General features: G+C 67.8%; 23 protein-coding genes. All 23 read right to left on the bottom strand.

The window, feature by feature from the left end; all coding sequences use genetic code 11:
• Nucleotides 1–57: 57 nt before the first annotated feature.
• Nucleotides 58–711, bottom strand: coding sequence for an adenylate kinase (locus tag NUM_RS10150; RefSeq protein WP_207124537.1), 654 nt, complete (start codon nucleotides 709–711; stop codon nucleotides 58–60).
• A 170-nt stretch (nucleotides 712–881) separates the two neighbouring features.
• Nucleotides 882–2,267, bottom strand: a complete 1,386-nt coding sequence (gene secY / locus NUM_RS10145; protein ID WP_370466954.1) for a preprotein translocase subunit SecY — start codon at nucleotides 2,265–2,267, stop codon at nucleotides 882–884.
• A gap of 141 nt (nucleotides 2,268–2,408) precedes the next feature.
• A complete protein-coding gene (rplO, locus tag NUM_RS10140) occupies nucleotides 2,409–2,852 on the bottom strand; it encodes a 50S ribosomal protein L15 (protein ID WP_207124535.1) in 444 nt (147 codons plus the stop codon).
• A gap of 2 nt (nucleotides 2,853–2,854) precedes the next feature.
• Complete coding sequence (gene rpmD, locus NUM_RS10135; protein WP_030446778.1) at nucleotides 2,855–3,037, bottom strand: 50S ribosomal protein L30; 183 nt, start codon at nucleotides 3,035–3,037, stop codon at nucleotides 2,855–2,857.
• A gap of 14 nt (nucleotides 3,038–3,051) precedes the next feature.
• Nucleotides 3,052–3,651, bottom strand: coding sequence for a 30S ribosomal protein S5 (gene rpsE, locus NUM_RS10130; protein WP_030446777.1), 600 nt, complete (start codon nucleotides 3,649–3,651; stop codon nucleotides 3,052–3,054).
• A 63-nt stretch (nucleotides 3,652–3,714) separates the two neighbouring features.
• Entirely contained in the window at nucleotides 3,715–4,110 is a 396-nt protein-coding gene (rplR, locus tag NUM_RS10125) for a 50S ribosomal protein L18 (RefSeq protein WP_207124534.1), read from the bottom strand.
• Entirely contained in the window at nucleotides 4,110–4,646 is a 537-nt protein-coding gene (rplF, locus tag NUM_RS10120) for a 50S ribosomal protein L6 (RefSeq protein ID WP_207124533.1), read from the bottom strand. Before rplF ends, rplR begins: the two co-directional genes overlap by 1 nt.
• A gap of 15 nt (nucleotides 4,647–4,661) precedes the next feature.
• The gene (gene rpsH / locus NUM_RS10115; protein WP_030446774.1) at nucleotides 4,662–5,069 is read right to left on the bottom strand and encodes a 30S ribosomal protein S8; all 408 of its coding nucleotides are present in this window, start codon (nucleotides 5,067–5,069) and stop codon (nucleotides 4,662–4,664) included.
• 71 nt (nucleotides 5,070–5,140) lie between these two features.
• Nucleotides 5,141–5,326 carry a type Z 30S ribosomal protein S14 gene (locus NUM_RS10110; RefSeq protein WP_030446773.1) on the bottom strand — a complete coding sequence of 62 codons (186 nt, stop codon included), beginning with the start codon at nucleotides 5,324–5,326 and terminating at the stop codon, nucleotides 5,141–5,143.
• 1 nt (nucleotide 5,327) lies between these two features.
• Complete coding sequence (rplE, locus tag NUM_RS10105; RefSeq protein WP_207124532.1) at nucleotides 5,328–5,897, bottom strand: 50S ribosomal protein L5; 570 nt, start codon at nucleotides 5,895–5,897, stop codon at nucleotides 5,328–5,330.
• On the bottom strand, nucleotides 5,897–6,217 hold the full coding sequence (gene rplX / locus NUM_RS10100; RefSeq protein ID WP_207124531.1) for a 50S ribosomal protein L24: 321 nt from the start codon (nucleotides 6,215–6,217) through the stop codon (nucleotides 5,897–5,899). Before rplX ends, rplE begins: the two co-directional genes overlap by 1 nt.
• Nucleotides 6,214–6,582, bottom strand: coding sequence for a 50S ribosomal protein L14 (gene rplN, locus NUM_RS10095; protein ID WP_030446770.1), 369 nt, complete (start codon nucleotides 6,580–6,582; stop codon nucleotides 6,214–6,216). The genes rplX and rplN overlap by 4 nt, the downstream gene beginning before the upstream one ends.
• 90 nt (nucleotides 6,583–6,672) lie before the next feature.
• On the bottom strand, nucleotides 6,673–6,945 hold the full coding sequence (gene rpsQ / locus NUM_RS10090) for a 30S ribosomal protein S17 (protein ID WP_030446769.1): 273 nt from the start codon (nucleotides 6,943–6,945) through the stop codon (nucleotides 6,673–6,675).
• Complete coding sequence (gene rpmC / locus NUM_RS10085; RefSeq protein ID WP_030446768.1) at nucleotides 6,945–7,175, bottom strand: 50S ribosomal protein L29; 231 nt, start codon at nucleotides 7,173–7,175, stop codon at nucleotides 6,945–6,947. Before rpmC ends, rpsQ begins: the two co-directional genes overlap by 1 nt.
• On the bottom strand, nucleotides 7,175–7,600 hold the full coding sequence (gene rplP, locus NUM_RS10080; protein ID WP_207124530.1) for a 50S ribosomal protein L16: 426 nt from the start codon (nucleotides 7,598–7,600) through the stop codon (nucleotides 7,175–7,177). The genes rpmC and rplP overlap by 1 nt, the downstream gene beginning before the upstream one ends.
• 3 nt (nucleotides 7,601–7,603) lie before the next feature.
• Entirely contained in the window at nucleotides 7,604–8,434 is an 831-nt protein-coding gene (rpsC, locus tag NUM_RS10075; RefSeq protein WP_207124529.1) for a 30S ribosomal protein S3, read from the bottom strand.
• Nucleotides 8,434–8,955, bottom strand: a complete 522-nt coding sequence (gene rplV, locus NUM_RS10070) for a 50S ribosomal protein L22 (protein WP_030446765.1) — start codon at nucleotides 8,953–8,955, stop codon at nucleotides 8,434–8,436. The genes rpsC and rplV overlap by 1 nt, the downstream gene beginning before the upstream one ends.
• A 63-nt stretch (nucleotides 8,956–9,018) precedes the next feature.
• Nucleotides 9,019–9,300, bottom strand: coding sequence for a 30S ribosomal protein S19 (rpsS, locus tag NUM_RS10065; protein ID WP_030446764.1), 282 nt, complete (start codon nucleotides 9,298–9,300; stop codon nucleotides 9,019–9,021).
• 8 nt (nucleotides 9,301–9,308) lie between these two features.
• Nucleotides 9,309–10,145 carry a 50S ribosomal protein L2 gene (rplB, locus tag NUM_RS10060; RefSeq protein WP_030446763.1) on the bottom strand — a complete coding sequence of 279 codons (837 nt, stop codon included), beginning with the start codon at nucleotides 10,143–10,145 and terminating at the stop codon, nucleotides 9,309–9,311.
• Nucleotides 10,146–10,202: 57 nt separating this feature from the next.
• Nucleotides 10,203–10,511: a 50S ribosomal protein L23 gene (gene rplW / locus NUM_RS10055; protein ID WP_030446762.1), complete on the bottom strand. Its 309-nt coding sequence runs from the start codon at nucleotides 10,509–10,511 to the stop codon at nucleotides 10,203–10,205.
• The gene (gene rplD / locus NUM_RS10050; RefSeq protein WP_207124528.1) at nucleotides 10,508–11,170 is read right to left on the bottom strand and encodes a 50S ribosomal protein L4; all 663 of its coding nucleotides are present in this window, start codon (nucleotides 11,168–11,170) and stop codon (nucleotides 10,508–10,510) included. The genes rplW and rplD overlap by 4 nt, the downstream gene beginning before the upstream one ends.
• On the bottom strand, nucleotides 11,167–11,832 hold the full coding sequence (rplC, locus tag NUM_RS10045; protein WP_207124527.1) for a 50S ribosomal protein L3: 666 nt from the start codon (nucleotides 11,830–11,832) through the stop codon (nucleotides 11,167–11,169). Before rplC ends, rplD begins: the two co-directional genes overlap by 4 nt.
• Nucleotides 11,833–11,843: 11 nt before the next feature.
• The gene (gene rpsJ / locus NUM_RS10040) at nucleotides 11,844–12,152 is read right to left on the bottom strand and encodes a 30S ribosomal protein S10 (RefSeq protein WP_007073037.1); all 309 of its coding nucleotides are present in this window, start codon (nucleotides 12,150–12,152) and stop codon (nucleotides 11,844–11,846) included.
• Between the last annotated feature and the right edge of the window lie 302 nt (nucleotides 12,153–12,454).

Here is a 12,454-nt window from a genome sequence, read left to right as displayed (position 1 = left end):
TCGTGCGTACCGCCGCGGCGACCGGGCCGAGGCCCGGCGCCGCCCGCGGACGGTCGGTCAGCCGCCGTAGGACGCGAGAGCGTCGTACGCGCGCTGGGTCACGTCCTCGACCGGCCCGACCGCGTCGAGGCCGACGAGCTTGCCCTGGGCGGCGTAGTAGGCCACCAGCGGCTGGGTGTCCCGCGCGTACACCCGGAGGCGCTCGGCGATGGTCTCCGGCTTGTCGTCGTCGCGCTGGAACAGCTCGCCACCGCACCGGTCGCAGACGCCGTCCACCGTGGTCGGATCGAACTCGACGTGCCAGATCTTCGTGCAGCCACGGCAGTTCCGCCGGCCGGACAGCCGCCGGATGACCTCTTCCTCCTCGACCACCAGCTCCAACACCAGGTCGAGGCCGGTACCGAGGTCGGCGAGCATCTTGTCGAGCTCCTGCGCCTGCGGCACGGTACGCGGGAAGCCGTCCAGCAGGAAGCCGTCCTCGGCGTCCGGCTCGGCCAGCCGGTCCCGCACCATGTTGATCACGACCTGGTCGGGGACCAGCTCGCCGGAGTCCATGTAGCCCTTGGCCTCGCGCCCCAGCTCGGTGCCGTCGGCGACGTTGGCCCGCAGGATGTCACCGGTGGAGATCTTCGGCACCGACAGGTGCGCGGCGATGAACTCCGCCTGGGTCCCCTTGCCCGCCCCGGGCGGACCCACCAGCACCAACCTCATGCCCGCCCTCCGCTTCGCTTCGGCCGGGCAGCAGACACGAGACCGCGATGCTCACGAACCGCTCGCTGACGCTCGCTCATGCGCGCTGCCCTCCGCCTTGCTCCGGCCGGCCGCTCACGCCGCCGCCCCGATCCGCTCTGCCGGCACATCGCTGCCGCTGCGCGGCGACACTACCGGAGGAACCCTTCGTAGTTGCGCTGCATCAGCTGCGACTCGATCTGCTTCACAGTCTCCAGGCCCACACCGACCATGATCAGCACGGCCGTACCACCGAAGGGGAAGTTCTGGACGTTACCGCCGACCAGGCCGATGAACAGGTTCGGCAGGACGGAGATGATGCCCAGGTAGAGCGAACCGGGCAGGGTGATCCGGCTCAAGATGTAGTCGAGGTACTCGGCGGTCGGCCGGCCGGGCCGGATGCCGGGCACGAACCCGCCGTACTTCTTCATGTTGTCCGCGACCTCGGTGGGGTTGAACGTGATCGCGACGTAGAAGTACGTGAAGAAGATGATCAGGAAGAAGTAGAAGAGGATGTGGACCCAGTTGTTCGGCTGGGTGATGTACCTGTTGATGAACACCACGACCGAGTTCGTGCTGTTCGACCCGGCCAGCTGGGTGACCAGCTGCGGCAGGTAGAGCAGCGACGACGCGAAGATCACCGGGATGACGCCGGCCTGGTTGACCTTCAACGGGATGTAGGTCGAGGTGCCGCCGAACATCCGGCGGCCGATCATGCGCTTCGCGTACTGCACCGGGACCCGGCGTTGGGCCTGTTCGATGAAGACCACCGCGGCGATCACCACGATGCCGATGCCCAGCACGATCGCGAAGGTCAGCGTGCCCTTCTTCAGGATCGTCCAGCCCTCGGCGGGCATCCGGGCCGCGATGTTGGTGAAGATCAGCACCGACATGCCGTTGCCGACACCGCGGTCGGTGATCAGCTCGCCCAGCCACATGATGCAGCCGGTGCCGGCGGTCATCGTGGTCACGATCATCACCAGGGTCAGCCAGTGCGGCAGCGGGCCGACGGTCGGGATGATCGGGTCCGGGCACTGGTTGCCGAACAGCTGGCCCGACTCGGCGAGCGCGATGTAGCCGGACGCCTGCAGCACCGCGAGCCCGAGCGTCAGGTACCGCGTGTACTGGGTGATCTTCGCCTGGCCGGACTGGCCTTCCTTCTTCAGCAGCTCCAACCGCGGAATCACCACGGTGAGCAGCTGCAGGATGATGCTCGCGGTGATGTAGGGCATGATGCCCAGCGCGAACACACTCAACTGGAACAGCGCGCCACCGGAGAAGAGGTTCAGCAGGGTGAAGACGTCCTGCGTACCACCGGACTTCGACGCGATGCCGATACAGGTCTGCACGTTCGTGTACGACACGCCGGGACTCGGCAACGCGGCCCCGAGCCGGAAGATGGCCAGGATGAAGACCGTGAACAGCAGTTTCTTGCGCAGGTCAGGCGTTTTGAACGCACTGACAAAGGCGGAGAGCAACTGTTCCTCCTGCGCAGACTGACCGCCGACGCGGCGGTGCGTGTCGAGAACTTCGCCCACGGCATGGCCGGGGTCCGGGGGCGACTCTAACAGTACGGGCGTTTACGGCGGTATCCGTGCCGGCCACTTCCGTACCGACATGAGACCGCGCCGTTGTGAACGCCCTGGTGGGGCTCACAACGGCGCGGCAAATTGCTTCACTTACAGCTCGGTGACCGAACCACCGGCGGCGGTGATCTTCTCCTTGGCGGCGCCGCTGAACGCGTGCGCCGTGACCTGGAGCTTGACGCCACCGAGGTCGCCGGAACCCAGCACCTTCACCAGCTCACCGGCGCGCACCGCGCCGGCCTTGGCCAGCTCGACCGGGCCGATCTCGCCACCGTTCGGGAACAGGGCGGCCAGCCGGTCCAGGTTGACCACCTGGTAGGTGACCTTGAACCGGTTCTTGAAGCCCTTCAGCTTCGGCAGCCGCATGTGGATGGGCATCTGCCCACCCTCGAAGTACGCCGGTACGTTCTTCCGGGCCTTGGTGCCCTTCGTACCGCGGCCGGCGGTCTTGCCCTTCGAGCCCTCACCGCGGCCGACCCGCACCTTGGCGGTCTTCGCACCCGGAGCCGGGCGCAGGTGATGCACCTTGAGCGCCATCGCTACTCCACCTCCTCAACCTGCACGAGGTGGGTCACGGTACGGACCATGCCCCGGATCTCCGGACGGTCCTCCTTGACCACCACGTCGTTGATCCGCTTCAGGCCGAGGCTGCGCAGCGTCTCGCGCTGGTTCTGCTTCGACCCGATCACGGACCGGACCTGGGTGACCTTCAGGCGTGCCATGTCATGTCTCCCGTTCAGCTCGCCAGGCCCGCACGGGTCCGCAGCATCGCGGTCGGAGCCACGTCCTCCAGCGGCAGGCCACGGCGCGCGGCCACCTGCTCCGGAGACTCCAGGCTCTTCAGGGCTGCCACGGTGGCGTGCACGATGTTGATCGGGTTGGACGAGCCGAGGCTCTTGGACAGCACGTCGTGGATACCGGCGCACTCCAGCACGGCACGAACCGGGCCGCCCGCGATCACACCGGTACCGGCGCTGGCCGGCTTGAGCATCACGACGCCGGCCGCATCCTCGCCGATCACCGGGTGGGTGATCGTCGCACCGATGCGCGGCACCTTGAAGAAGTGCTTCTTGGCCTCCTCGACGCCCTTGGCGATCGCCGCGGGCACCTCCTTGGCCTTTCCGTATCCGACACCAACGGTACCGTCGCCGTCACCCACCACGACCAGCGCGGTGAAGCTGAAGCGTCGGCCACCTCGCACGACCTTGGCGACGCGGTTGATCTTGACGAGCCGCTCGAGGTGCGGTGTCTTCTCCGCGGCCGCGCCGCCACGGCCGCCATCCCGGCGATCCCGGCGGTTGTCGCCGGATCCGCCACGGCGCTGCGGACCTGCCATCAGGCGCTACCTTTCTTAAGTCCCTCGTCACCGGACCGGTCGGGCCCGATGCTGGTCGGTTTCCTAGAACTCCAAGCCACCGGACCGAGCGGCGTCGGCAAGCGCGGCAACCCGACCGTGGTAGGCGTTGCCGCCCCGGTCGAAGACCACCTTGGTCACACCCGCGCCCTTCGCCCGCTCGGCGAGCAGCTCGCCGACCTTGCGGGCCTGGTCCTTCTTGTCGCCGTCGGCGCCGCGCAGGGTGCCATCGAGCGTCGACGCCGCGACCAGCGTGTGGCCCTTGGTGTCGTCGATGACCTGCGCGTAGATGTGCCGCAGCGAACGGGTCACGACCAGCCGAGGACGCACCTCGGTACCGGTGACCCGCTTGCGCACCCGGAAGTGCCGGCGGTTCCGGGAAATCCGGCGCGCCGCCGCACCGCCCTTCGCCGAGTTGCGGTTGGCCAGTGTGGCAGCCATTACTTACCCGCCTTTCCAGCCTTGCGGCGAACGTTCTCGCCCTGGTACCGCACACCCTTGCCCTTGTACGGCTCCGGCGGCCGGATCTTGCGGATGTTCGCCGCGATCTCACCGACCTGCTGCTTGTCGATACCGGAGACCGTCAGCTGGGTCGGCTTCTGCACGCTGAAGGTGATGCCGGCCGGAGCCGGGACCACGACCGGGTGCGAGAACCCGAGCGCGAACTCCAGGTCCTGGCCCTTGGCCTGGACCCGGTAACCGGTGCCCTGGATCTCCAGCACCTTCTCGTACCCCGCCGTCACGCCGACGACCAGGTTGTTCACCAGCGTCCGGGACAGCCCGTGCAGGGCGCGCGAACGACGCTCGTCGTTCGGCCGCTCCACGTAGATGGTGCCGTCCTCGAGGCGAGCGGTGATCGGTTCGGCGAGCGTGTGCGACAGCTCGCCCTTCGGGCCCTTGACCGCGACCGTGGCGCCGTCGATCTTGACGTCCACGCCGGCCGGGACCGGGATCGGCTTACGTCCAATCCGAGACATGGCTCAGCAACTCCCTTACCAGACGTAGGCGAGGACTTCCCCGCCCACGCCGCGCTTGCGAGCCTGCCTGTCGGTCAGCAGCCCCTGCGACGTCGAGATGATCGCGACGCCCAGACCGCCGAGCACCCGGGGCAGCTCGTCTGCCTTCGCATACACCCGCAGGCCCGGCTTGGAGACCCGACGGATACCGGCGAGGCTGCGCTCCCGGTTCTGGCCGAACTTCAGCTCGACGCTCAGCTTCTTGCCGACGGTACCCTCGGCCGGTTCCTCGACGGACCAGCCCGTGACGTAGCCCTCCTGCTTGAGGACCTCGGCGATGTTCGCCTTGATCTTCGAGTAGGGCATCGCCACGACATCGTGGTATGCCTGGTTGCCGTTACGCAGACGCGTCAACATGTCTGCGATCGGATCGGTCATCGTCATGTGATGTGGTGCCTTCCTCGCCCCGGTTCCCGCCTCACGGGCCTGTGGCGTTGCTTATCCAGCGTCGGCTGTTACCAGGACGCCTTGGACACACCGGGAAGTTCGCCGCGGTGCGCCATCTCACGGATGCACACCCGGCACAGCCCGAACTTGCGGTAGACCGCCCGCGGGCGACCGCAACGCTGGCAGCGAGTGTACGCACGCGCGGAGAACTTCGGCTTCCGCGCCGCCTTGATGACTAGCGCCTTCTTGGCCATGTCAGTTCTCCTTGAACGGGAAGCCCAGCAGCCGCAGCAGGTGCCGGCCCTCCTCGTCGGTCGTTGCGGACGTCACCACGGTGATGTCCATGCCGCGCACACGGTCGATCTTGTCCTGGTCGATCTCGTGGAAGACCGACTGCTCGGTGAGACCGAACGTGTAGTTACCGTGGCCGTCGAACTGCTTCGCCGACAGGCCGCGGAAGTCACGGATACGCGGGAGCGAGATCGACAGCAGCCGGTCCAGGAACTCCCACATCCGGTCGCCGCGCAGGGTCACCTTCGCGCCGATCGGCATCCCCTCGCGCAGCTTGAACTGCGCGATGGACTTCTTCGCCCGCCGCACCAGCGGCTTCTGGCCGGTGATCGCGGTCAGGTCACGCACCGCGCCGTCGATCAGCTTGGCGTCCCGGGCCGCGTCGCCGACACCCATGTTGACGACGATCTTCACCAGACCGGGAACGGTCATCGGGTTGGCGTAGCCGAACTTCTCGACCATCCCGCCCGCGATCTCCGCCCGGTACCGCTGCTTCAGGCGCGGGGTGACCTTCTCATCAGTTGCCGTCGACATCACAGGTCCTTCTTGGAGCGCCGGGAGATCCGCACGTTGCGCCCGGACTCGTCCTTGCGGTAACCCACGCGGGTCGGGTTCCCGTCGCCGTCGACCACCATCACATTGCTGACGTGGATCGACGCCTCCTGGGTGACGATGCCGCCACTCTGGGAACCGCGCTGGGACGTCTGGATCTTGGTGTGCTTCTTGACTCGGTTCACGCCCTCGACGAGAACCCGGTCCTGCTCCGGGTAGGCCGCGATGACCTTGCCCTTCGCGCCCCGGTCCTTGCCGGCGATGACGAGGACCGTGTCGCCCTTCTTCACCTTCACGGTCACAACACCTCCGGTGCCAGGGAGATGATCTTCATGAACTTCTTGTCGCGCAGTTCCCGGCCGACCGGCCCGAAGATGCGGGTACCCCGAGGGTCCCCGCCGTCCCGGATCAGGACCGCTGCGTTCTCGTCGAAGCGGATGTACGAGCCATCCGGCCGGCGCTTTTCCTTGGCGGTACGGACGACCACGGCCTTGACCACGTCGCCCTTCTTCACACCGGCGCCCGGGATCGCGTCCTTGACGGTGGCCACGATGACGTCGCCGATGCTCGCGTAGCGCCGACCGGAGCCGCCGAGCACCCGGATGCACAGAATCTGCCTGGCACCCGTGTTGTCGGCGACGCGCAGTCGCGACTCCTGCTGAATCACGTCAACTCCTGATGTCTGCCGGTCCTCCGCTGACGCGAAGCCTGGCGGAACGTCCCGCCGCAGCCCGCTTCCGGGTCACGGCGGCTCGCTTTACTTGGCCTTCTCCAGGATCTCGACGACCCGCCACCGCTTCGTCGCCGACTGCGGACGCGTCTCCATCAGACGCACCCGGTCGCCGACACCGCACTGGTTCTGCTCGTCGTGCGCCTTGAGCTTGTTGGTCCGCCGCATGACCTTGCCGTACAGCGGGTGCTTGACCCGGTCCTCCACGGCGACCACGACGGTCTTGTCCATCTTGTCGCTGACCACCAGGCCCTCACGGACCTTGCGGCGGCCACGCTGCTCTGTCGTCTGCTCGCTCATCACGCAACCTCGCTGGGCGCAGCGCTGAGGCCGAGCTCGCGCTCACGCATGATCGTGTAGATCCGGGCGATCTCCCGGCGTACCACCTGGAGCCGACGGTTGTTGTCCAGCTGCCCGGTGGCACCCTGCACGCGGAGGTTGAACAGCTCCGCCTTGGCCTCGCCGAGCTTCGTCGCGAGCTCCTCGTCGCCGAGCTCGCGCAGCTCACCGGAAGGCGTACCAGCCGCCATCAGACCTCACCCACTTCGCGCTTCACGATCCGGCACTTCATCGGAAGCTTGTGGATCGCGCGGGTCAGCGCCTCACGCGCGACCACTTCGTTCGGGAACGACAGCTCGAACATCACCCGACCGGGCTTCACGTTGGCGACCCACCACTCGGGCGAACCCTTACCGGAACCCATCCGGGTCTCGGCCGGCTTCTTGGTCAGCGCCTGGTCCGGGAAGATCGTGATCCAGACCTTGCCACCACGCTTGATGTGCCGGGTCATGGCGATACGTGCGGCCTCGATCTGCCGGTTCGTCACGTACGCCGGCTCCAGCGCCTGGATGCCGAACTCGCCGAACGCCACCCGGGTGCCGCCCTTGGACTTGCCGCGGCGCGTCGGGTGATGCGGCTTCCGGAAGCCCTTCGGGGGCTTACGCGGAATCAGCATTGCTCAGCCCTCCTGACTCTTCTCGGCCGCGGGGGCCGTCGAAGTTGCAGCCGGCTCGGGCGCCGGGCGACCGCGCTCGGCCGCAGCCGCGCGACCCGCCTCGGTACCGCCGGCGGTCGTGCCGGACGAACCCGAACGGGTGCGCCGCGGACGGTCGTTGCGGTCCCGGCGCGGACGGCCGGACGGAACCTCCGGCTGCTCGCGACCCGGCACGGCCTCGCCCTTGTAGATCCAGACCTTCACGCCGATCCGGCCGAAGGTGGTCCGGGCCTCGAAGAAGCCGTAGTCGATGTTCGCGCGCAGCGTGTGCAACGGAACGCGACCCTCGCGGTAGAACTCCGAGCGCGACATCTCGGCGCCACCGAGGCGGCCGCCGCACTGCACCCGGATGCCCTTGACCATCGGGTTGCGCATGGCCGACTGGATCGCCTTGCGCATCGCCCGCCGGAACGCGACCCGCTGGGCCAGCTGCTCGGCGATGCCCTGCGCGACGAGCTGCGCGTCCGACTCGGGGTTCTTCACCTCGAGGATGTTGAGCTGGATCTGCTTCTTCGTCAGCTTCTCCAGCTCACCGCGGATGCGGTCCGCCTCGGCGCCCTTGCGGCCGATCACGATGCCGGGTCGCGCGGAGTGGATGTCGACGCGGACCCGGTCCCGGGTGCGCTCGATGTCGACCCGGGAGATACCGGCCCGCTCCAGGCCACCGGAGATCATCCGACGGATCTTGACATCCTCGGCGACGTAGTCCTTGTACAGCTTGTCCGCGTACCACCGGGAGGTCCAGTCGGTGCTGATACCGAGCCGGAACCCGTGCGGGTGGACCTTCTGACCCATTACTCCGCGCTCTCCTTCTCGCCGGCCGTCGTGGCTTCTGCCGCCGCGGCCGTCGTAGCCTCGCCCTCGGCGCTCGCCGCCGGCTCGGCCGCCTTCTTCGCCGGCGCGGCCTTCTTCGCCGCCGCCTTCTTGGCGCCCTTCCGGTCCGCCGGAGCCGCCTGCACGCTCTCCACCACGATCGTGATGTGGCAGGTGCGCTTGCGGATCCGGTACGCCCGACCCTGGGCACGCGGACGGAAGCGCCGCAGTGTCGGCCCCTCGTCGACGTACGCCTCGCTGATGAGCAACGAATCCGGGTCCAGCCGCTCGTTGTTCTCGGCGTTGGCGATCGCGGAGGCAACCACCTTGTAGACCGGCTCGCTGGCTGCCTGGGGGGCGAACTTGAGCACCGTGAGGGCCTCCTTCGCGGACATCCCGCGAACGAGGTTGACCACACGGCGCGCCTTCATCGGCGAGGTGCGCACGTGTCGCGCAACCGCCCGCGCGCCGGGAGGCGCAGTAGCGTCGCCCTTAGTTGGCATCGCTGTCCCCTTGCTCGTTTCCTCGTATCGATTCGTACGTCAGCGTCTCGGGCGACCCGCAGGTCAGCGACGCCGGCTCTTCCTGTCGTCCTTCTCGTGACCCTTGAACGTGCGGGTCAGCGCGAACTCGCCGAGCTTGTGCCCGACCATCGCCTCGGTGATGAACACCGGGATGTGCTTGCGGCCGTTGTGCACCGCGATCGTGTGACCGAGCATCTCGGGCGTGATCGTGGACCGGCGAGACCAGGTCTTGATGACGTTCTTGGTGCCCTTGTCGTTCTGGACTTCCACCTTCTTCATCAGGTGGTCGTCGACGAAGGGGCCCTTCTTGAGGCTGCGAGGCATCCCTACTCCTAGCGCTTCCGGTTGGCGTAACGACGACGAACGATGAGCCGGTCGGACTCCTTGCCCTGACGCCGGGTCCGGCCCTCGGGCTTACCGTTCGGGTTGACCGGGTTACGACCACCGGAGGTCTTGCCCTCACCACCGCCGTGCGGGTGGTCAACCGGGTTCATCGCGACACCACGAACCTTCGGCCGCCGGCCCTTCCAGCGCATCCGGCCGGCCTTGCCCCAGTTGATGTTCGACTGCTCGGCGTTGCCGACCTCGCCGATCGTGGCGCGGCAGCGCACGTCGACCATCCGGGTCTCACCGGAAGGCAGCCGCAGCGTGGCGTACATGCCCTCCTTGGCCTGCAGCTGGATGCTGGCGCCGGCGGACCGGCCCAGCTTCGCGCCGCCGCCGGGCCGCAGCTCCACGGCGTGCACCGTGGTACCGACCGGGATGTTGCGCAGCGGCTTGTTGTTGCCGGGCTGGATGTCGGCGGCCGGGCCGGACTCGACGGTCGCGCCCTGGCCGAGGTTCCGCGGCGCCAGGATGTAGCGCTTGGTGCCGTCGGCGAAGTGCAGCAGCGCGATGCGGGCGGTGCGGTTCGGGTCGTACTCGATGTGCGCGACCTTGGCCGGGATGCCGTCCTTGTCGTTGCGACGGAAGTCGATCAGGCGGTACTGCCGCTTGTGCCCACCACCCTGCCGACGTTGGGTGATCTTGCCCTGCGCGTTGCGGCCGCCCTTGTTGTGCAGCGGACGCAGCAGCGACTTCTCCGGCGTGCTTCGCGTGATTTCCGCGAAGTCGGCCACGGACGAGCCGCGACGACCCGGCGTGGTCGGCTTGTACTTGCGGATGCCCATCGTTCTCTCTCTACCTCAAGGCCGGTGTCCATCAGATTCGGTACCGGCGCGCCGCTGTCAGGAAACCGGGCCGCCGAACGCCTCGATCCGGTCGCCCGGAGCGAGGGTCACGATCGCCCGCTTGGTGTCCTTGCGCTTCCCGAAACCGGTCCGGGTGCGCTTGCGCTTGCCCTGCCGGTTGATCGTGTTGACCGACAGCACCTTCACGTTGAAGATCTGCTGGATCGCGATCTTGATCTGCGTCTTGTTCGAGTCCGGGTGGACCAGGAACGTGTACTTGTTCTGGTCCAGCAGGCCGTAACTCTTCTCCGAGACGACCGGCTTGTCGATCACGTCGCGCGGGTCGTTGAAGCTCACGCCGCTCATGCCTGCTCCTCCTCACTCGCCGAGGCCGAACCGTGCCCCTGCACGCCGAGGAACTCGTCGAGCGCGTCGCCGACGAACACCACGTCGTCGTTGACCAGCACGTCGTACGTGTTGAGCTGGTCGGCGGCGAGCAGGTGCACCTCGGGGGCGTTGCGCAGGCTCTTCCAGGTCAGCTCGTCCTCGCGAGCGACCGCGACCAGCACGCGGGCGGCCTTGGTCACCTGGCGCAGCGCGGCCAGCGCGCTCTTCGTGCTCGGGGCGTCGCCCTCGACCAGCGAGGAGACGACGAACACCTGCTCGGCACGCGCCCGGTCGGACAGCGCGCCGCGCAGTGCCGCGCGCTTCATCTTCTTGGGGGTGCGCTGCGCGTAGTCCCGCGGTACGGGGCCGTGCACGGTGCCACCGCCGGCGAACTGCGGCGCCCGGGTCGAGCCCTGACGGGCCCGGCCGGTGCCCTTCTGCCGGTACGGCTTCTTGCCGCCGCCGGAGACCTCGCCGCGGGTCTTGGCCTTGTGCGTACCCTGCCGGGCCGCGGCCAGCTGAGCCACCACGACCTGGTGCATCAGCGGGATGTTCGCCTGGACGTCGAAGATGTCGTCGGGCAGCTCGGCCGAACCGGCGTCCTTGCCCTCGCGGTCCAGTACCTTCACCTCAGTCACTTGACACCGCCCTTGCGCAGCGCCTGCTTGGCCGCGGTGCGGATCAGCACCAGCCCGTTCGTCGGGCCGGGGATCGCGCCCTTGACCAGCAGGAGGTTGTTCTCCGTGTCGACGTCGACGATCGAGAGGTTCTGCGCGGTGAACCGGTCGGAGCCCATCCGGCCGGCCATCCGCACGCCCTTGAAGACGCGACCCGGAGTGGCACAACCGCCGATCGAGCCCGGCGAACGGTGCTTGCGCTCGACGCCGTGCGAGGCCTTCAGGCCGTGGAAGCCGTGCCGCTTCATCACACCGGCGAAGCCCTTGCCCTTGGTACGGCCGGTCACGTCGACCAGGCCGACGCCGTCGAAGTCGTTCAGCGTGACCTCGGCGCCCAGCTCGTACTCGGCGGCATCGCTGGTGCGGATCTCCACCACGTACCGGCGCGGCGTGACGCCCGCCTTGGCGAAGTGGCCGGCCCGCGGCTTGTTCACCTTGCGCGGGTCGATCGAACCGAACGCCAGCTGCACGGCCGAGTAGCCGTCCTTGTCCTCGGTACGGACCTGGGTGACGACGCACGGTCCGGCCTGCACCACGGTCACCGGGACGACCCGGTTGAACTCGTCCCAGACCTGGGTCATGCCGAGCTTGGTGCCCAGGATTCCCTTGACTTGCCTGTCCATCGTCTCGGTCCCTACAGCTTGATCTCGATGTCGACGCCGGCCGGCAGGTCAAGCCGCATCAGCGAGTCGACGGTCTTCGGAGTCGGGTCGATGATGTCGATCAGCCGCTTGTGCGTACGCATCTCGAAGTGCTCGCGCGAGTCCTTGTACTTGTGCGGCGAGCGGATGACGCAGAAACGGTTGATCTCCGTGGGCAGCGGCACCGGGCCAGCGACCTGCGCCCCGGTGCGCGTCACCGTCTCGACGATCTTTCGCGCCGAGGAGTCGACGACCTCGTGGTCGTAGGCCTTCAGCCGGATGCGGATCTTCTGTCCCGCCATGGTGGCTTCTGATTCCTTCTCTCGTGCCGCTGCCTGGTCAGGAAGCGGAGCAACCGATCTTCGCCAGCGCCCCGGAGTCCCCGACCTGAGGCTCCTGTGGTCCTTCTTCAGCCGATCGGAGAACCGATTCGGCCGACCCCCGCGGTCGGGCGTGTCGCCGATTCAAGGTCACGGACCCGCCCGGGAACGGAAGGATCCACCTTGCTCGACGTCACTGCCCGCAACTCACCGAACTGACGGTGACCCGTGCGCGGGTCTCGACGCCTGGCACAGCACCGCCCGGATGTGACACCGGTCGATTT

It is taken from the genome of Actinocatenispora comari (assembly GCF_017312725.1).
Lineage (GTDB): Bacteria > Actinomycetota > Actinomycetes > Mycobacteriales > Micromonosporaceae > Actinocatenispora > Actinocatenispora comari.
This window is presented reverse-complemented; position numbering and strand designations above follow the sequence as displayed.